Annotated in this window: 22 protein-coding genes; 5 read left to right on the top strand and 17 right to left on the bottom strand. The window is 43.3% G+C overall.

All coding sequences use genetic code 11. The annotated features are described in order from the left end of the window. Positions 1 to 73: 73 nt before the first annotated feature. The 3 genes from ERJ70_RS07165 to ERJ70_RS07155 form a co-directional block, all read right to left on the bottom strand. Positions 74 to 736 carry a permease prefix domain 1-containing protein gene (locus tag ERJ70_RS07165; protein WP_209368230.1) on the bottom strand — a complete coding sequence of 221 codons (663 nt, stop codon included), beginning with the start codon at positions 734 to 736 and terminating at the stop codon, positions 74 to 76. Further along, on the bottom strand, positions 711 to 1,076 hold the full coding sequence (locus ERJ70_RS07160; protein ID WP_209368228.1) for a PadR family transcriptional regulator: 366 nt from the start codon (positions 1,074 to 1,076) through the stop codon (positions 711 to 713). Before ERJ70_RS07160 ends, ERJ70_RS07165 begins: the two co-directional genes overlap by 26 nt. Before the next feature lie 159 nt (positions 1,077 to 1,235). Next, entirely contained in the window at positions 1,236 to 1,892 is a 657-nt protein-coding gene (locus ERJ70_RS07155) for a ribonuclease H family protein (protein WP_209368226.1), read from the bottom strand. A 336-nt stretch (positions 1,893 to 2,228) separates the two neighbouring features. Between ERJ70_RS07155 and guaC the strand changes: the two genes are divergently transcribed. Beyond that, the gene (guaC, locus tag ERJ70_RS07150; protein ID WP_209368224.1) at positions 2,229 to 3,212 is read left to right on the top strand and encodes a GMP reductase; all 984 of its coding nucleotides are present in this window, start codon (positions 2,229 to 2,231) and stop codon (positions 3,210 to 3,212) included. A 163-nt stretch (positions 3,213 to 3,375) separates the two neighbouring features. Here the strand turns inward: guaC and ERJ70_RS07145 are convergent, their stop codons facing one another. Beyond that, positions 3,376 to 3,543, bottom strand: coding sequence for a hypothetical protein (locus ERJ70_RS07145; protein WP_209368222.1), 168 nt, complete (start codon positions 3,541 to 3,543; stop codon positions 3,376 to 3,378). After that, the gene (locus ERJ70_RS07140; protein WP_209368220.1) at positions 3,540 to 3,839 is read right to left on the bottom strand and encodes a hypothetical protein; all 300 of its coding nucleotides are present in this window, start codon (positions 3,837 to 3,839) and stop codon (positions 3,540 to 3,542) included. The genes ERJ70_RS07145 and ERJ70_RS07140 overlap by 4 nt, the downstream gene beginning before the upstream one ends. Positions 3,840 to 4,293: 454 nt before the next feature. On the opposite strand from ERJ70_RS07140, the gene ERJ70_RS07135 reads away from it, so the two are divergent. Continuing rightward, the gene (locus tag ERJ70_RS07135; protein WP_209368219.1) at positions 4,294 to 5,187 is read left to right on the top strand and encodes a fructose bisphosphate aldolase; all 894 of its coding nucleotides are present in this window, start codon (positions 4,294 to 4,296) and stop codon (positions 5,185 to 5,187) included. Positions 5,188 to 5,358: 171 nt separating this feature from the next. On the opposite strand, the gene ERJ70_RS07130 is transcribed toward ERJ70_RS07135, so the two are convergent. The 6 genes from ERJ70_RS07130 to ERJ70_RS07105 form a co-directional block, all read right to left on the bottom strand. Next, the gene (locus ERJ70_RS07130) at positions 5,359 to 5,808 is read right to left on the bottom strand and encodes a GNAT family N-acetyltransferase (protein WP_209369195.1); all 450 of its coding nucleotides are present in this window, start codon (positions 5,806 to 5,808) and stop codon (positions 5,359 to 5,361) included. Positions 5,809 to 6,150: 342 nt separating this feature from the next. Next, positions 6,151 to 8,058, bottom strand: coding sequence for a threonine--tRNA ligase (gene thrS, locus ERJ70_RS07125; protein WP_209368217.1), 1,908 nt, complete (start codon positions 8,056 to 8,058; stop codon positions 6,151 to 6,153). Positions 8,059 to 8,199: 141 nt separating this feature from the next. Then, positions 8,200 to 8,337: a hypothetical protein gene (locus ERJ70_RS07120; RefSeq protein ID WP_209368215.1), complete on the bottom strand. Its 138-nt coding sequence runs from the start codon at positions 8,335 to 8,337 to the stop codon at positions 8,200 to 8,202. A gap of 400 nt (positions 8,338 to 8,737) precedes the next feature. Continuing rightward, a complete protein-coding gene (locus ERJ70_RS07115) occupies positions 8,738 to 9,379 on the bottom strand; it encodes an alpha/beta family hydrolase (RefSeq protein WP_209368213.1) in 642 nt (213 codons plus the stop codon). Positions 9,380 to 9,407: 28 nt separating this feature from the next. Beyond that, a complete protein-coding gene (locus ERJ70_RS07110; protein ID WP_209368211.1) occupies positions 9,408 to 9,761 on the bottom strand; it encodes a DUF3147 family protein in 354 nt (117 codons plus the stop codon). Next, positions 9,745 to 10,167: a MarR family winged helix-turn-helix transcriptional regulator gene (locus ERJ70_RS07105; protein WP_374099773.1), complete on the bottom strand. Its 423-nt coding sequence runs from the start codon at positions 10,165 to 10,167 to the stop codon at positions 9,745 to 9,747. The genes ERJ70_RS07110 and ERJ70_RS07105 overlap by 17 nt, the downstream gene beginning before the upstream one ends. A gap of 166 nt (positions 10,168 to 10,333) precedes the next feature. On the opposite strand from ERJ70_RS07105, the gene ERJ70_RS07100 reads away from it, so the two are divergent. Continuing rightward, a complete protein-coding gene (locus ERJ70_RS07100; RefSeq protein ID WP_209368209.1) occupies positions 10,334 to 11,314 on the top strand; it encodes an aldo/keto reductase in 981 nt (326 codons plus the stop codon). A gap of 44 nt (positions 11,315 to 11,358) precedes the next feature. Here ERJ70_RS07100 and ERJ70_RS07095 read toward each other — a convergent pair whose 3' ends face one another. Next, positions 11,359 to 11,541, bottom strand: a complete 183-nt coding sequence (locus ERJ70_RS07095; RefSeq protein ID WP_209368207.1) for a hypothetical protein — start codon at positions 11,539 to 11,541, stop codon at positions 11,359 to 11,361. Positions 11,542 to 11,672: 131 nt separating this feature from the next. On the opposite strand from ERJ70_RS07095, the gene ERJ70_RS20180 reads away from it, so the two are divergent. After that, positions 11,673 to 11,852, top strand: a complete 180-nt coding sequence (locus ERJ70_RS20180; protein ID WP_309507378.1) for a hypothetical protein — start codon at positions 11,673 to 11,675, stop codon at positions 11,850 to 11,852. 292 nt (positions 11,853 to 12,144) lie between these two features. Here the strand turns inward: ERJ70_RS20180 and ERJ70_RS07085 are convergent, their stop codons facing one another. Both ERJ70_RS07085 and purT read right to left on the bottom strand, forming a co-directional pair. Continuing rightward, entirely contained in the window at positions 12,145 to 13,242 is a 1,098-nt protein-coding gene (locus ERJ70_RS07085) for a threonine aldolase family protein (RefSeq protein ID WP_209368205.1), read from the bottom strand. 29 nt (positions 13,243 to 13,271) lie between these two features. After that, the gene (gene purT / locus ERJ70_RS07080) at positions 13,272 to 14,468 is read right to left on the bottom strand and encodes a formate-dependent phosphoribosylglycinamide formyltransferase (protein WP_209368203.1); all 1,197 of its coding nucleotides are present in this window, start codon (positions 14,466 to 14,468) and stop codon (positions 13,272 to 13,274) included. 388 nt (positions 14,469 to 14,856) lie between these two features. On the opposite strand from purT, the gene ERJ70_RS07075 reads away from it, so the two are divergent. Then, a complete protein-coding gene (locus tag ERJ70_RS07075; protein WP_209369594.1) occupies positions 14,857 to 15,003 on the top strand; it encodes a hypothetical protein in 147 nt (48 codons plus the stop codon). Positions 15,004 to 15,167: 164 nt separating this feature from the next. Here the strand turns inward: ERJ70_RS07075 and ERJ70_RS20120 are convergent, their stop codons facing one another. From ERJ70_RS20120 to ERJ70_RS07065, 3 genes are all read right to left on the bottom strand, one after another. After that, positions 15,168 to 15,299 carry a hypothetical protein gene (locus tag ERJ70_RS20120; RefSeq protein WP_256439080.1) on the bottom strand — a complete coding sequence of 44 codons (132 nt, stop codon included), beginning with the start codon at positions 15,297 to 15,299 and terminating at the stop codon, positions 15,168 to 15,170. A 168-nt stretch (positions 15,300 to 15,467) separates the two neighbouring features. Further along, positions 15,468 to 16,568, bottom strand: coding sequence for an ABC transporter permease (locus ERJ70_RS07070; RefSeq protein WP_209368202.1), 1,101 nt, complete (start codon positions 16,566 to 16,568; stop codon positions 15,468 to 15,470). After that, positions 16,569 to 17,849 carry an ABC transporter permease gene (locus ERJ70_RS07065; protein WP_209368200.1) on the bottom strand — a complete coding sequence of 427 codons (1,281 nt, stop codon included), beginning with the start codon at positions 17,847 to 17,849 and terminating at the stop codon, positions 16,569 to 16,571. Positions 17,850 to 17,857 lie beyond the last annotated feature (8 nt).

Genomic DNA, 17,857 nt, shown 5'->3' with positions numbered 1-17,857 from the left:
CGCAAAGGGAGCTTTTCATCTATCATCATTGGCTTCTCCTGTACTATGCCTTCATCATGTGCACCCATATTCCCTATCTTCCTTTTTTCCGATCTGTCCCTGTGAACAGCAGTCCAAGCAATAAGCCAAACCCGGCCAAGAAAAATACCATGAAGGAACTGATTCCGATAAAAATTTCACCAGTCGCAAAACCGGAAGTAAAAGCTGTAAACAAGCTGAACAAAATTAATCCGACCGACAAACCGTATAGCATCGCACGCACTTTGGTCATGGCGTACTTTTTGTTTGTTTCCCTTGTCAACATACTGTAAGTGACGATGGCTCCGCCGAATACGATAAAGATAGCCGGTCCGGTCACAGCCTCAAGGGGCAACTCCATAAAATACAACATGGCCATCGTCAACAGACCAAATAGACCTACCAGTATGCCAGTAATTAATCCCGCAGTGGAAACACGGGCAGTCATGGATGAATAAACAGATTTTCTTGTCTGGTCCTGGCCGATCTGCCGCATATCCTCGACCAGGCCGCTCAGATCTCCCATCGAACTAACCGCCTCCTTGAAGGCTTCCTCTTCATTCATGCCGGCCTTTTTGTAATCGATAATCTTTTCCTTCAGATTGATGGACAGCTCTTCTTTTAATTCATATAACTGTTGACTATCGCCAACTCCAGCAAACAAATTGTCTACATAGGATCGAACCTTCTGATTAAGATCCTGGTTCATTCTCTTCATTATGGATTCCTCCCTCAATTAATTGATTCAAGACATTCTTGGCAAAATGCCAATCTTTTTTGTTCTGTTTGTACCGCTCCAGACCTGCCTCTGTTATACGGTAGTATTTCCGGCGTCCTCCTTGCGTTTCATCACCCCAGTAGGAAGCGATATACCCCTCCTTCTCCAACCGGCGAAAAGCAGTATAAAGCGTCGCTTCTTTCAGCTCATACTGATTTCCGCTTAAAACGATGATGGTTTTATATATTTGATACCCATAGCTGTCCCCCTGCTGCAGTACGTTCAAAATAATCGTATCAGTATGCCCCCTGATCAGGTCTGTCGAAATGTTGCTGGCCAATTTATCCTCACCTCCTAAAATACAATGTAAAGCATATTACTTTGTCTGTCAATGTAATTTGCTACAAATGCTAATGTGCTAAAAAAGTATATTCCAATAAAAATGCTGAAACCGGAAGCTACTCAGCTCCCAACTTCAGCATTTATCAAGCTATTATGGTTAATTTACCTCTTTATTGCCGGTTATATTGATCCCTCGCAGCGCCTGTGTAGCGAGCTGATCGGCCTCCTTATTCAACTTGCGGGAAACAAGCTGAAAGGAAGGATCGATGCCCAGTTCATCCAACAGTGTTTCGATACGATCTATCCATTTGGAAAGCTCTTTTTCATAACACGGCCATTCCCCACTCAATTGCTGTAAGACAACCTGCGAATCACCGATAAAAGTGACAGGAAGGTCATGCACCCCCATAAATGCCAGTTCTTGCAGCGCCAAATGAAACGCAGCATATTCAGCTTCATTGTTCGTATCCAACTCTTCTACTTGTGCATTTTTTCTCAGACGAAACGATTTTCCGTTTTGCTCATAATAAATAGCGCATCCTAAACCCGAATGCTGCATATCCTGGTCAAAGCCGCCATCAAAATACACCGTAACATTATGTGGTTCTGTTTCTATTTCAGCAATAAATTTCTTCAATTCTTTTAAAGTCCATTCCGTATCACGGCTGTCGAGAAAATGGATTTGTTTTATCCGTCCGGATCTTTCCAAATCCTCCGCTATCAGGATTGCTTTTCCCGGGTTCATTTCTTCTGACTGGAAGCTGGCCGTTGTTCCTTTTGGAGTCTGATATAGCATTTCAATACGGATATCCATACGTACCCCTCCTTTATCAGACGATTTTTAGATGGTGTTTAACAAGAGACTTATATGCGTAAAAGGTATAATCCGGCTGCTGAGTTTCTCAGCCTTATGTTTAAGGCAGAGTCCATTTTGTTTTTATAACCAGTGTACCCGGCCAGCCTGCATTCTATCATTCATTCCGAAGAAGAACGGAAATCACATTGAAAAAGATTCCTTTATATATAAAGAATAGTTCTGGTTTAACCCAAATAAAACCTTTGACATCCACTAAAAAATGATGTAAATTACCCTATGTACGAACGATAACATTTAACTTGATTAAAATATTCGTGTTTAGAGGTGTATAACATGGAAAATGTATTTGATTATGAAGATATACAACTAGTTCCTGCAAAGTGTATCGTAGACAGTCGTTCAGAATGTGATACAACCGTAACGCTTGGCAGTAACACATTCAAACTTCCGGTTGTTCCCGCCAATATGCAGACGATTATCGATGAAAAAATCGCATTATATTTAGCCGAAAATGATTATTTCTATATCATGCACCGTTTTGAGCCAGAAAAACGCCTGGCTTTTACCAAGGACATGAAGAATCGCGGATTGATCGCTTCGATCAGTGTGGGCGTTAAAGAAGAAGAATACCGTTTTGTCGAAGAACTGGCAAAAGCGCAGCTTACGCCAGAATACATCACCATCGATATAGCCCATGGTCATTCTAATGCTGTTATCGAAATGATCCAGCATATTAAAAAACATCTGCCAGCCAGCTTTGTCATCGCTGGGAATGTCGGCACTCCGGAAGCCGTAAGGGAATTGGAAAACGCCGGCGCCGATGCGACAAAAGTCGGAATCGGCCCTGGTAAAGTATGTATCACAAAAATCAAGACAGGTTTTGGAACCGGTGGCTGGCAATTAGCTGCGTTGCGCTGGTGCGCCAAAGCGGCCAGCAAACCGATTATTGCTGACGGCGGAATCCGGACGCATGGCGATATCGCAAAATCAATCCGATTCGGCGCCTCCATGGTCATGATTGGATCTCTGTTCGCGGGCCATGAAGAATCTCCGGGCGAGACAATCGAAACGGACGGCAAGCTTTTCAAAGAATACTTCGGTTCTGCTTCTGAGTTCCAAAAAGGAGAAAAGAAGAATGTCGAAGGGAAAAAGATGCTTGTCGAGCACAAAGGGTCTCTTTCCGATACGTTGAAAGAGATGGAACAGGATTTGCAATCAGCGATATCCTACGCAGGCGGCAACAAGCTTGAAGCCATTCGCAATGTGGACTATGTTGTTGTTAAAAATTCCATTTTCAACGGCGACAAAGTATATTAACAACAAACAGGAGGGTGGGATTCCCGCTCTCCTGTTTGTTATGTCATTGTCTTTTTATCTGGTCCTGCAAGGAAAAAATCAATTCATTGGCTTTCCGCTTATTGAGTCGATAGGTACAAATCACGGTAGACCTCATGGAGCGGTTCCTCGCCCCTATCCTCTCTCATTTTAGCCAGGACTTCCAGACTTCCGCCATGTAATCTGTATCACTTATAATTACATTGCTTATTTGGTTCATGCCACCAAAAACAATACCTGCGATAAAGACAAAATAAATAGACAAATAAAGCAGATACCATTTAAACTGGCTGTCCAGAGCCATTTTCTTCATACCACCTTATCATTCTCCATTCCCCGTCTTGTTCTTTTTTCCACACTTCCAACGAAAGTGCTTTGACCACATTTCCCTTCTGCCTGGTGTGTGATGTAGTAAGATACAGCTGCTTGTTTATCGGACTGCGGAATAATCTTTAAGCCGGAATAAACGAATTTGAGCTCCTTGCCCTGATAATAATCTGCCGCCTGTTTGTTCCCCTGCTTGATTTTTTCTCCTGTAAAGGTCACTACTTTATCTTTAGCAGGCATGTAAAGCCTGCCGATAAAGTGATCTGAATAATTGTCATTCATTTCCTAGTAATGACCTTGAGAAAAGTTTTCGTGAAGTTCTCTCATGCGATGTACTTTTGCAGCTATTTCATCCTCCATCCGCAACAACACCACCTCCTCATTTCATTCTCCATAAGCATTACATTCTTTTTGGCAAGGAAAATTCCTGCAAATTTATCGTTTGGATCTGAACTTCGATCTATCGATGCCCGTTATGGAAAATGAATGCGCTTTTGGTTTAGATGTTTCGCTTAACAGGTTATAGAACAATATAGGATAGATCAGGACAACGTATCGGAACTTGCTTGTCTGAGACAATGGGAAATTTTACTATTTCTATTATCTATCCTTTTTAACTTCAAGTCCGATTACTACAAGTTTTCTTTTATTTAGGCTAAACTAAAGGATGGAAACTCTCTTCTGTTCTATCACTATTCAGAAGAAGTGATTGAAAACCGGTAAAGGAGTGGGAAAGATGCAAGCAAATCAATTGGAGAAAATCAGAAAAGGGAAAGGCTTTATTGCAGCCCTTGACCAAAGCGGTGGAAGTACGCCGAAAGCATTGGCTGGTTATGGTGTCTCCGAAGACGCTTATTCAAACGAAGAGGAGATGTTTGATCTTGTCCATGAAATGCGGACCCGTATCATTACGTCCCCTGCTTTTGACTCTACTCACATTCTGGGAGCCATTTTGTTCGAACAAACCATGGATCGCGAAATAGAAGGCCAGTACACCGCTGACTATCTCGCAGAGAAAAAAGGAATTGTACCTTTTCTGAAAGTTGACAAAGGATTAGCAGATGCATCCAACGGTGTGCAACTGATGAAGCCCATTCACGACTTGGACGAGACACTAAGACGTGCGAACGAACGCCATATCTTTGGGACAAAAATGCGGTCCGTTATCAAAGAAGCCAATCCAGAAGGGATAAAGACTGTCGTTGATCAGCAATTCGAGATTGGAAAACAAATCATCGAAGCTGGATTAGTACCGATTATTGAACCGGAAGTAGATATTCATAGTAACGATAAAGAAAAATCCGAGCAAATCTTAAAAGACGAGATTCTCGGCCATTTAAATAATCTGGATGATAAAGATAACGTTATGCTGAAATTATCAATTCCTACTGTAGCAAACACGTACAAAGAGTTAATCGACCATCCGCGTGTTGTACGTGTTGTAGCTCTTTCTGGCGGTTATTCCCGTGATGAAGCCAATGAGAAATTAAAAGAAAATGACGGCTTGATTGCAAGCTTCTCCCGAGCATTGAGCGCTGACTTAAATGTCAATCAAACGGATGAAGAATTCAACGCTGCTCTTCGAGATGCAGTAGAATCTATTTATGACGCTTCCGTTAACAAAAAATAATGTTGCAGCAAAGATAAAACCAGCAAGTTCCTTTTCGGCGCCTGCTGGTTTTATCAATACTAAGCAGAAAAAATAGACGATACTGTGATAAATTCAGGAGTATAGCAAGAATACCGATTCGCTTTTATCTTCGCCTAACAACTCATCCTCCGGCTATATTTTCAAGCCCGTTTATTCCCTTGGATTCCATTCCATTGATACAAAGTCATAGCTGCCTCCATTGGTGTTTTGAATAAATGTACCGACTACGACAAAGCCTGCCTTTTGATATAGTCTGATCGCCCTTTTATTAAAGGCTGCTACGGATAACGTGACTGCTGACGGGCAATATGTTTTGATTGCAAGTTCCAATCCAGCTCGAAGAAAATCCAGCCCTCTCCCCTTCCCTGTACATTCAGGTTTCATACCAAGCCCAATTTCCACCTTTCCATTTTGCTTTTGATGAAAGTTGAAAAATCCAATCAATTGATCATTCTTTTCCACTACATAGTAATCATCCCCCCGTTGATCTGCATCTAAAAATTCCTCCAAGTCTTCTTCATCCGCTTCCATATCATAAAAACTATATTCACCTGGATAATGCCACTTATAAGCGATTTCTTCCGCCTGCCGCTGGGTCATTTTTTTTAAAATATAATGCTCATCCAATTCCTGTTTCACCCTTCTCCATCTCCTCTTCAAGCGATAATAGCATTCCTCACAATTGTCAGACACGAAACAAAAGCCGTAAACAAAAAGACAGATCCAACCCACTTCTGACCGTCCTTCAGACTCTCTATTCCCATCCCCCCAAAAAGTGCGGTTAACAGACCAAACATCCAATAAATAGGAGGATTAAATGATTGGACCAGCATAACGATTACGAAAAATTAAGTGTAGTGCTGCCAATCACCAAGTTTATTATTCGCAAAGTGATATTCCTCCCCCTTATTTAAGAATTACTCTTCCTTCATAATTTCCACGTCAGATACCGATCTCCTGCTTCAATGCTTCGATAAAGACACTCCATTTCATCTCTTCAGACTCCTCCTCACCATATTTCCTGACATTAATCGATTGGCTGTCGCGTTCCTTGTCACCAACTACCAGTATATATGGGGTTTTTTTGACTTGCGCTTCCCTCATTTTGTAACCGACTTTTTCCTCTCGTAAATCTACTTCAACTCGTACCCCTTCTGTTTGTAAGCGATTTTGCACTTCCACTGCGTAATCCCCATGAACAGCACTGGACACCGGTATCAATTTTACTTGTACGGGCGCAAGCCATGCAGGAAACGCACCGGCAAAATGCTCGATCAGAATACCCAGGAAACGGTCAATTGACCCGAAAACGGCACGGTGTATGACGACAGGGCGGACTTTCTGGTTGTCTTCATCTACATAAACCAGATCAAATAATTCGGGCATTTGAAAATCCAATTGAACGGTCGCGCATTGATGGCTTCTATTTAATGCATCCTTGATGTGCACATCAATTTTCGGCCCGTAAAATGCTCCGTCTCCCTCATTGATTTGGTAGTCGTAGTCCAGTTTTTCCAGTACATCCTTTAAAGCAGCTTCCGCTTTGACCCAAAGCGCCTCTTCCCCCATCGAATTTTCCGGTCTTGTCGAAAGTTCAATCGAATAGTCAAATCCAAAGGCACTATATACTTCGTCTATCAAGTTCAACACAGAGGTAATTTCCCCTTCGATTTGTTCCGGTGTCACAAAGATATGGGCATCATCCTGGCAAAACGTCCGAACCCTTAACAGCCCATTCAACGCACCACTGAATTCGTGACGGTGCACCTGGCCAAACTCAGCCATTCGGATTGGCAGCTCCCGGTAAGATCGAAGTTTATCTTTGAAAATCAGCATATGTCCTGGACAATTCATTGGCTTCAAGGCAAATCGCTGGTCATCAACCTCGGAAAAATACATGTTATCTTTATAATGGTTCCAATGGCCGGATTGTTCCCAAAGCCGCTGGTTCATCATGAACGGTGTACGCACTTCCTGGTAGCCATACTGATGTTGGATCTCCCGCAAAAATGCTTCTAATTGATTTCGTATGAATTGACCGTTTGGCAAATAGAAAGGCATGCCCGGCGCTTCTTCCGAAAACATAAACAAATCCAGCTCACGGCCCAGCTTGCGGTGATTCCGATTTTCTGCTTCCTGCAAAAATTCAAAATAAGCCTGTAGCTCCGGCTTAGAAGCAAAAGCCACGCCGTAAATACGCTGTAACATCTGGTTTTCACTGTTTCCGCGCCAATAGGCACCAGAAACGCGCGTCAGCTTGAATGCTTTGATATGACGAGTCTCCGGAAGATGCGGCCCCCGGCACAAGTCGACAAACTCCCCTTGCCGGTACACAGTGATTGGTACACTATCCGGGATATCTCCCAGCAGTTCAAGCTTTAATGGATCATCTGCAAACAATTGCTTTGCCCGATTTCGTGACACTTCTTCCCGCTCGATTCGCAGATTTTCCGAAACGATTTTTTGCATTTCCTTCTCGATTTGTTCCAGATTATCTTGTGAGATCGGTTGGCTCAATTCCAAATCATAATAAAATCCATTTTCAATGACCGGCCCTGTACCGAAATGAACATCCCCATAAATACGCTGGACAGCCTGTGCCAACACATGCGCAGTAGTATGACGCATCACCTTCAATCCCTCTTGTGACGGAACGTCAAGCAGCTCTATTTCGGCGTCATTGGAAATACTGCTTCGTAAATCTGTCAACACGCCGTTCACTTTTCCGACAACCGATTTCTTTCGTAAAGACGGGCTGACCGACCCTGCTATTTCTTCAAGCGTCACACCTTGTTGGTACTGTTTCTCACTTCCGTCCGGGAAGCGGATGATTATTTTCTTAGACTTCATCCCTTGTCACTCCTTCTTTTCCAAATAAATAAAAAAACACGCCATCCCTATAAAAAAGGGACGAGCGTGTTTGATACCCGTGGTTCCACCCAGCTTTCCGTCAAGTAAATATGATTACAAAACGGCTTCGTTACGGCTTTATCACAGCGTCTGCGGTCCGGTTACTAAAGTTCCCCGTGACTGCTCCAAGGTGGTAAGCTTTTCTCCCTGCACCGGGAAGTTCTCAGCCTCGCCTTCCCTCTCTGTCGGCCGTTTTAGAAAAACTGTTGTCCTTGTCATCGCAATTCTTCTATATTTTTTGCAAATAAAAAACACACCGCATCCCTCTAAGAAAGGGACGAGTGTGTGTCAGACCCGTGGTTCCACCCAGCTTCCCGTCACTCTGAAAAAAGTGACAGCTCATTCCGCTTTATCGCCGCGGCTGCGGTATTGAATACTTGCTTTCCTCAATACTGCTCGAAGGTGGTGCATTTTTCTCCTGCGTTGGGAAGTTCCCAGCCTTGCCTTCCCTCTCTGTAAACCGGTTAGAAAAACGCCTATCCTTTTCCTCGCACTAGTCAGTGTTAAATTATTACTTACTATATAAAAATTATACCGATTCGTCAACAAGGTATTCTATTCCTGATACCAAAAGCATCCGCAAATGGATTTATGTCCTGGTGACCTCTTGCTTTTTCCATTATTCGCTCGTAAACAATTCTATTTCCTTCATGACAGCTTTCAAGCAATCAATAGACTGGTAAATTCCGCCCTCATGCTCCAAGGAATGATCGGCACCCTTGAAAATCTGCACCTTAAAGTTGCGCTTGGCAGCGAGTCCGCTCACCCTTTCTTTAACAAAGCATTTGTCCTGGTCGCCAATAAGCAATAAGCTCTCTTTCCAACTATTGCGCAAACAATCATAGAGCGCATCTATTTGCAGCAGCGGGGTCAGCCAAATAACTTTTGTCATCTCCAGTTCCAACAAATGAGCAAGTCCGCCAGTGCCGATAGACTTGGCCATCATATAAATACTCGTGTATTTAGCTTCTGGAACGACCTCTTCCATTACTTTCTCTACATCATCGCTTATGATTTTAAATTGTTCTTTCCGATCCCGTTTTGTAAAGGAAGCACTGTCATATTCATATTGAATATGTAAGACATCAAACCCTTTATCAAAAAACAGTCCGGTTGCATAATAAAACAATGGCTGATCCGTTGTATAGCCTAATCCCGGAAGCATGACACAAAGTCTGCTATTGTTCGAGTTGTTTCGAATAAACCTGTAAGGAATCGGTTCACCGTCTGTGTTACGGATTGCTTCTTTTGCTATATCCATTTATGTCCTCCCGACTATTCCTATCATGTTAAGACATGATGGTCTGTTTCACATAACGAAGTACCGCTTCCTGCAGTATGAGAAAAACAATCCATCCAGTTAACCCCATTAAAATAGATAGGTAAAGGTTGACTGCATGTTTCAAAGAATAATAAACAACGACTAACATAACTGCAGTAGCCGGAAATCCCGCAAGAACTCCTAAAGCGAACTTACTTAGGTCCGTTCCGGCTTCCCCCTGTACTTTCAACCAGATGATACTGATCAAACTAACCAACGGCAAAGCTGCAAGCATTCCCCCATAAGCAGGTATCCGTCTGGAAATCTCGGTAACTATCCCAATTACTATTGCCGACAAAAGAATCTTAATCAGAACAAACATGAATAGAACGCTCCCTCAATAATTGAAAAGCTGATTCAATGTGTTGTCTCTCCTCCTCTGTCATTCCTACGAGTACTTGTTTTAATTTTTCACTATCCAGACTCGTATTGTGCTGCAACACCTTTTGTCCTAATGTGGTCAACGCTAAGATGACTTTTCTTTCATCCGCCTTATCCCTGTTTTTTACAATTAACCCCTTTTCGATTATCCTTTTCACATGCTCCGATGCCGTGTTAGGAGAAATCCCAAAGTAATCGGCTACATCGCCTATACCGACAGTTTCTTTTTTTTCAATCAACTGCATGATTCGGATAACCTGATGCGTTACTTTCTCTTTATGCGGATAGTGCAATAAAAAATATATATCGGTCCAATACTCATTTAGAAGCTTTTCGTCCAGCCCCAAGTCCTTCACCTCTAATCATATCGTTATTTAAGATTATATCTTACAGTACGATATAAACAACCTTTATTAGGTCAAAACCAATTAATGGCATCTTCACCTATTTTTCGTTACACTTTGTCAAAAGACAATCACATAAAAACTTAGTAAAAGGGTGTGAAACTGGGATATGGAAAAGAAGAATCTTGGAAGCCAAGGATTGGAAGTAACTGCTCTCGGATTAGGCTGCATGGGAATGTCCGATTTTTACAGCGGGCGCGACGACAATGAGTCTTTAAAAACGATTGACCGAGCGTTGGAATTGGGAGTCAATTTTCTTGATACAGCTGACATGTATGGTGTCGGCGAAAACGAAAAACTGGTAGGGAGGGCTTTGAAAGGACGTAGAAATGACGTAGTCCTTGCCACCAAATTCGGTAATGTCCGGGGAGATGATGGTTCCTTTCTCGGTGTGAACGGGCATCCTGATTATGTTAAAAAAGCCTGCGATGCCAGTCTGAAGCGCCTTGGGGTAGATCATATCGATTTGTATTACCAGCACCGTGTAGATCCTGATGTCCCGATTGAAGAGACAATCGGTGCGATGTCTGACTTAGTAAAAGAAGGGAAAGTCCGCTTTCTCGGCATGTCAGAGGCTGCTCCGGCAACCATCCGCCGGGCACACAAGGTCCATCCAATCACAGCACTGCAAACGGAATACTCGCTATGGAGCCGTGATGTCGAAGACGAAATCCTGCCGACATGCCGTGAACTCGGCATTGGTTTTGTCCCTTACAGTCCACTAGGACGAGGCTTTTTGACCGGCCAAATCAAACGGTTCGAGGATTTAGCCGAGGACGATTACCGCCGCTTTTCTCCTCGCTTCCAAGGGGAAAACTTTCAGAAAAACCTGGACCTAGTTACCGATATCGAAACAATCGCTCAGGAAAAAGGATGTAAGCCTGCACAGCTGGCATTGGCATGGCTGCTGGCACAAGGAGACGACATTGTGCCAATCCCCGGAACCAAACGGATAAAGTATTTAGAAGAAAACGTAGGAGCTCTCGATGTTACCTTGACGAAGGAAGATTTGGCGCGAATTGATAAGGTATCTCCTCAACATGTAGCTGCCGGGGATCGTTATCCTGATATGAACGGCGTCAACTTGTAGGGAAAAACAGCGGCGAGATTCCTTTCTCACCGCTGTTTTTCAACTTATCTCTTCCGTGTCCGATCAAATCTTTTCCATTCATTGTCTTTCTTCAATGTCTTCACGTGAAAAGGATTTGCCGATGCTTTAGGCGCATCGCTTTGCACACCGATTTCTTTGCCGATCGAATCGTTATAAACGCCTTCCCGTTCACCGTCAAAATGTTCATCCTGTCCATCTGCAAGCATATTTTCACCTCCTATCCTATATCATGCTTTAAAACTGCCTACTCATCCGGTGTCTGGGTTAGTGAAACTTTCAAGAGCCGATAAACGTAAACATAAATAAAGCAATTTAGAAAAAGTAGGGAGGAAACACCATGGAATTGGATTTTTTCTGGCTAGCAATTGGAATAGCCGTGGCAGGTTACTTTATCGGAGAGGGGCTGAAGAATTTCAAAAACCCGGAAACAAAAGGATTGATGGATACATCTAGTGACAATGATGATCAACAACTGTTGAAGGAAAATTACGTGCATTATTTTCTGGGGATCACCTAGGAAGACGCGAAATCGTTGAAAGAGGATTTCCCCGATATCCCTCATGTAATAATTAATAATAAAGTCTATTATCCGAAAGCCCAGCTACGAGAATGGCTAAGAAGTATAGGAACAAAACATGAATAAACGAGAAGCCTTTCTCTCCTGTAAAGACTAACGATAAAAAGATGGTGACTAGCTTCACCATCTTTTTATCGTTTATGGAGGTTCATAGCGAAAACAGTTTTTCGTTTCATGTCTCATTTTTATTGCGTCGAGTATATTTTTCCCCTATGATTAGTGGCTGCGCCCTTCATTCATGTACAGTCAGCTCATTTATCCCCTTACCAAACAACTTAAAAGTCCTTTCCAAAACCGGTTTCGGAATGGTTTGAAAACTATCTCCAACACTGACTTCAAAATAACAGGATTCATCTCCCGTTTCTTTGAGATAACTGGTAAGCCCTAATTCAGTCTCCTGATAAATAGCTGCCAAGAGAGACTCTATTTCTTCCTTTCGTTTCGCCACATGAACGTGGAACATGTTAGAAACTGGAACCTCCGGAATTGTCATTGTGGCCGGGCACTGGTTAAAGAATGCAGCCAATTGCACAGCGTCCTGATAATATTGTCCCATTTTGCCTCTGCGTTTCTCAAAGTAGTAGTCAGCGGAAAGAATATATGGATAAAGACTGATAATGTCCCCACCGTGCCGCCGTTTCCAAACTTTCGATGCTTCTGTAAAAGATGTTTCCCCGGCAAGAATCGCACCAGCTACACCGCCCAATCCTTTGTACATGGAAATGTACACACTATCAAATAAGGCACAAATATCGGAAGCTGATTTTTTATAATAAGGCAAGGTTTCCAATAGTCTCGCGCCATCCAGATGCAGTCGGATGTTCTGCTTTCTGCAATAAACAGAGATTGCTTCCAAGGTTTCAAATGTTGGAAGCTGACCGCCGATTTCCCGCTGTGGCAGCTCCAACAGCAGGCAAGCGATATCTTTATCCATTGCTTTTATATCGTCCAACCCGATGACACGATCCTCATCCGCCAACAATACAGTATCGATATAGTGAAGCTCTTTCAGCCCGTCTTCTTCATGGATCTCCAGATGGGACAGTGGATGATAAGCAACACGCTTTACCTGCTTTTCATCCGCCCATATCCGCAAAGCAATTTGCTGGGCCATCGTGCCACTCGGGAAAAACACTGCCGCTTCCTTCCCTAAGAAACCGGCCATTTTATTTTGAAAATCCTCGATAATTTCTCCTTTGCCATACATATCGCTGATTGTTTCGCCATTCGCTTGATCCAAAGCTTGTTTAAGCACTTCTAGATTACGTGGTGAATGGCCCGATAACTGGTAAGACGTTTGCTTGAAAGCTTCCGCCAACGTTGTTTCCATGCTCCCAATCCTTCCTTAAAAACGTGTGATTATAGCTTTCCCACCGACTCCATATTTTTCACCTTCAGCTTGGACGCAGCTTCTGCCACTTGCTGTTTTGCTGCTTTTACATCTTCTGCTTTATTCAGTACGACAGCCAACCTGCGTCCGACCGATGTAGTTGGTTTGCCAAACAATCGTAACTGCGTACCAGGAGTCTGCAATGCTTGTTCAATCCCCTCCAGGAAATAGGAATCACCCTCGCTCTCGGATTTGACCGCTTGACTTACACCAGGAGAAATAAGTGTCACCTCTTCTACCGGCAATCCCAGAATCGCCCGCACATGTAATGCGAATTCGGATAAATCCTGCGTTGCCATTGTTACCATCCCCGTGTCATGAGGACGCGGAGAAACTTCGCTAAAGTAAACGCCCTGTTTGGTAATAAACAATTCTACTCCGAAGACACCAAAACCTCCAAGATGATCTGTGATCTTTTTGGCGATGTCTTCTGCTTCCCGTATTTGCCCCTCGCTCATTGTATGGGGCTGCCACGACTGAATATAATCTCCATCTTGTTGCTTATGACCGATCGGCGGGCAGAACACTGTCCCGGAAGAGGAGCGGACGGTCAACAAGGTAATTTCCGAATCGAAAGAGATGAATTCTTCCACAATCACCCTGGTATTTTTTCCGCGTCCGCTTTTTATTGCCTCCTGCCAGGAAGCTTCGATTTCTCCCTCCGTCCGGCAAACTGTCTGACCTTTTCCAGAGGAACTCATCAAGGGCTTGATCACGCACGGTGTCCCGATTTTATGTACAGCTTGTTTTAATTCATCCAATGATTCGGCAAACGCATAACCTGCTGTCGGAAGTTTTAGCTGTTCACTAGCTAAGCGCCGAATCCCTTCCCTGTCCATTGTCAGCTGTGTTGCATAAGCAGTCGGAACCACACGATAACCTTGCCGTTCCAATTCAACCAGGGCATCAGTAGCAATCGCTTCAATTTCAGGAACGATTAAATCAGGGTTCTCGTTTTCAATCGCTTCCTTCAGTTTAGCTCCGTCGAGCATATCGATCACACGGTAATGATGTGCCACTTGCATGGCCGGCGCTCCTGGGTAACGGTCAATCGCGACGGTTTCCACTCCCAGACGCTGTGCTTCGATGATCATCTCTTTACCTAGTTCCCCAGAACCTAGCAATACCATTTTCATAGCCTTTTCTTGACCTGGCACTCCAAACATGGAATCCCTCCTCTACCATTTACGAACATCATACCTTCTTAAGTAGAAAAAAATCAACCAAACGACGACTTAAAACGAATAAAAATAAGAAATTTATTAAAAATGTACGTTTTTAAACAGACCCACGAAACTCCTTGTAGGTTCCGTCTCTTTCGCCACCAGAAGAACTTCTCCGCTATGAAAAGCAGACCGCAAGATGAAATTTTGACTTAATGGGAAGGGAATCATGTAGAAAATATAAAAATAATGAATGCGATTTGGGTGCCAAGTTTCCCGATGTAAACTACTTTCCTTTATTGGGCCGGTATAATTTTTTTGTTTCTGCACAATAAGAGGAAGACGAATGTTATAATCAGTATATGTATTTTGAGAGGATAAGGGGAGGAGTTTGAAATTGAATATCCTATTCGGATTCTTAGTATTTGCAGGTATTTTTGCTGTTTACGATGCTTTGAGAAAGATAAATAATAATTTATTAGACCAAACAGAAGAGATTAAAAACTTACTAGATGAAATAAAGAAAATTAATAAATAGAATCTTTTTCTTTCTAAAAATTGGAAAACAAGCAAAAAAGCAGCCCAAGAAGCGTATTTTACAATAGCACTATCAACTTCACTTTCAAAGAACCTACCCAAAAAGCTGTTCCAAAAACGGGCCAGCTTTTTGTATAAAGTTAAAAACCGCCAGGATAGCCAAATTCATCCTTTGACCAGTTGGTTTATAAAAAAGGGACTTCTTGGCTTGAAATCGACATGTTTATCATCGACTTTCCCGAGTAATTCCTGAAGGACCTGCAGATGTACAATCCGAATTTCCTCCACTTTACTCATCAAAAAACCTCCTTGTTCTGTTCCTTGTATTAGTCTTCTAGTTACTGCACGCAATTCCTGCCTTCACCCCTTTTATTTCACTAGTAGAAAAAAACGGGTACGCATGATCACCCGAAATAAAGGAGGCAGTCCCCTTCACCGGACTGCCTCCACTATTAACAGGGCACGTTAGACTTTACGCTCCATCAAGTTTATTCCTACCCCCATACATAAAACACCGATCACCACTAGAATTGCTAAAGGCTGAGCCAAGGCAGACATCGACTGGCCCAACGATATTCCCTTTAATGCTTCCATGCCGTAGGTAACCGGGACGACTTTGGATATGCTGAGAAGGATGTTGTTACTGACCGTTTCAATCGGCCAGTATGCTCCCCCGATCATCGCCATACTAACCGAAATAATTGGTACAAGCGCGTTGAGCTGCTCAAGGCTTTTCACCAATCCTAACAGCAACATTCCCAGCGCAACCACGGCAAATGTATAACAGACTACGGTCACTAAAATCATGCCATAATTGTCGCCGATATCATAATCAAACCCATATTGGAAAACGGAAAAGATAAACACGATTTGCAAAAAACCGATCATAAACGAGTAAGCCAAGTGTCCGATGTATAAGTGGAGTTTTTTGACCGGTGATAAAATCACCCTGTTCCAGGTGCCAGTCCGTTTTTCTTCGGCGACTTTACTCAAGCTAAAAATGATCGTGTAGATCGAAAAGAATATCGTCATGCCAAACAAGAAATGATTGCGTTGATCATATCCACCGGCGCTCGACTCCCCTTCAGCTGTCGAAGCAGTCAACGTAATAGGAGCATTCACTAAGGCGGCTTCGACCTGATCGCGGAAATCACCATTTCCTGAAGCTTGTTCGGCTTCCTGCAGACGCAACTTTTCCGCATAGATCTGTTTGACATACTGATCGACAAGCACTTGATTGGGATCGTCAGCGGCAGTCAGCATCCTGTAGTTGTCAGGCATCGCTTTCATCGCAAAGGCAACATCGCCTAGAGCGACTTGTTTTTCGGCCGTTTTCTGATCCGTTTCTGTAAACATATAGCTGTCCGATTCGTTAAGCTGCGCCAGTAGGGAATCCTGTTCCTTTTCTTTCATGGATTGATCAAAATAAACCGGAACATCCACTTGCCCGTAAGTTCCAAATCCGCCAAGAAAGAATACAAAGATAAAAGTCATTCCTAACATGGAAAGGACCATCAAAGGTTCTCGGCGCAGCCTTTGCAGCTGTAAAAGGAAAATTGATTTCAATTAAGCCGCCCTCCTTTTCGAAAAAATCAACAAACTGACTGCGATTAGTACAACCGTCAATAGCAGCAGCCGAAAGATCAACGGTAAAATGTAGGACGTCCCGAGACCTTGCGCCCATTGAAGCGTCATATTTAACATAATCCCGTTCGGCGTCCAATTCCCAAGGGTTGTAAACAATGCAGGCATTCCGGACACAGGGAAGAAACTTCCTCCGAGCATGGCCAACACGGTCACAATCCCCCCTGCAAATATACCTGGAACAACATTGCTTTCCGATTTCACCGTAATGGCGGTCAATAAAGCACCCAAAGCTCCGATACATAAGGAAAAAACTGCGCCGATCACCAGCATACCGAGCCAAAACTGCCAGGAATTATCGGCAAAAGCTTGCAATAGAAGTCTTCCCATGCCGAATAGCAGGACAAGCTGCATAAACACTAATACAGTTGTAGAGATCGCCTTTCCGGACAAATAGAGAAGCGGATGCTTTCCCGATAATAGAATGCGAGAAAACACGTTTTGATAATTCTCCACATAAGCCTTTGAGGCAATTGTCGATGCAACAAACATGGCAAACATGACAGCCATACCGATCGAATAGTACTCAATCGATGAAATCGGCTCCTGGTCTGTAACTGTGATAACGCCACCTAAGTCATCCTGCTTCCCTTCAGACAGTTTGCTTGTGACTTCTGTCCCGTCAGCTGCTTGTGCAATGGCGGTTTCAAAGTTGAACGTACGGACGAAGCGCTCGACCGTGTCATAGAAAATACCAGACATGAGCGAGGAATCCTTTCCCTCAACCATTTCAAGCTCTGCGCCTTTCCCTTGGTCCAGCAGCATCCTTTTTAGCGTTAAATAGGTGAAATTCTCCGGTATCTTCAGCAGGGCGGTAACTTCGCCATCATCTAGTGCTTCCTCTGCCTTGTTTTCATTCATTTTTTCCGTTTCCATCACTTGGCCAAGTTCCTCGTCTTCAAGCATGTTCATCAACATGGCGGAAGGTTCGGAAGACTCTGCCGCTTTTATAAGTTGATCTTTTGCTTCCACCGGTATGGAAAGCTGCCTGACTTCTTCCGTAAATTGCTCTACCCCAGCATTGCGATTATTATGATCAACAACAGCAACCTTCATATCAAAAGAAGTAAACCCTCCTGCAAACATCCCTTTCAATGCGAATCCTAAAATCACCGTCAAAATGATCGGCATTAATAATAAGACGAGCAATTCGGTTCGATCCCGGAGCAATACCACTACATCTTTTTTCAAAAATGATAGCATCCATCGTC

The sequence above is a fragment of the Sediminibacillus dalangtanensis genome, assembly GCF_017792025.1.
Classification (GTDB): Bacteria; Bacillota; Bacilli; order Bacillales; family Amphibacillaceae; genus Sediminibacillus; species Sediminibacillus dalangtanensis.
The sequence above is the reverse complement of the archived record's forward strand: the minus strand, read 5'-3'. Positions and strand labels throughout refer to the sequence as shown.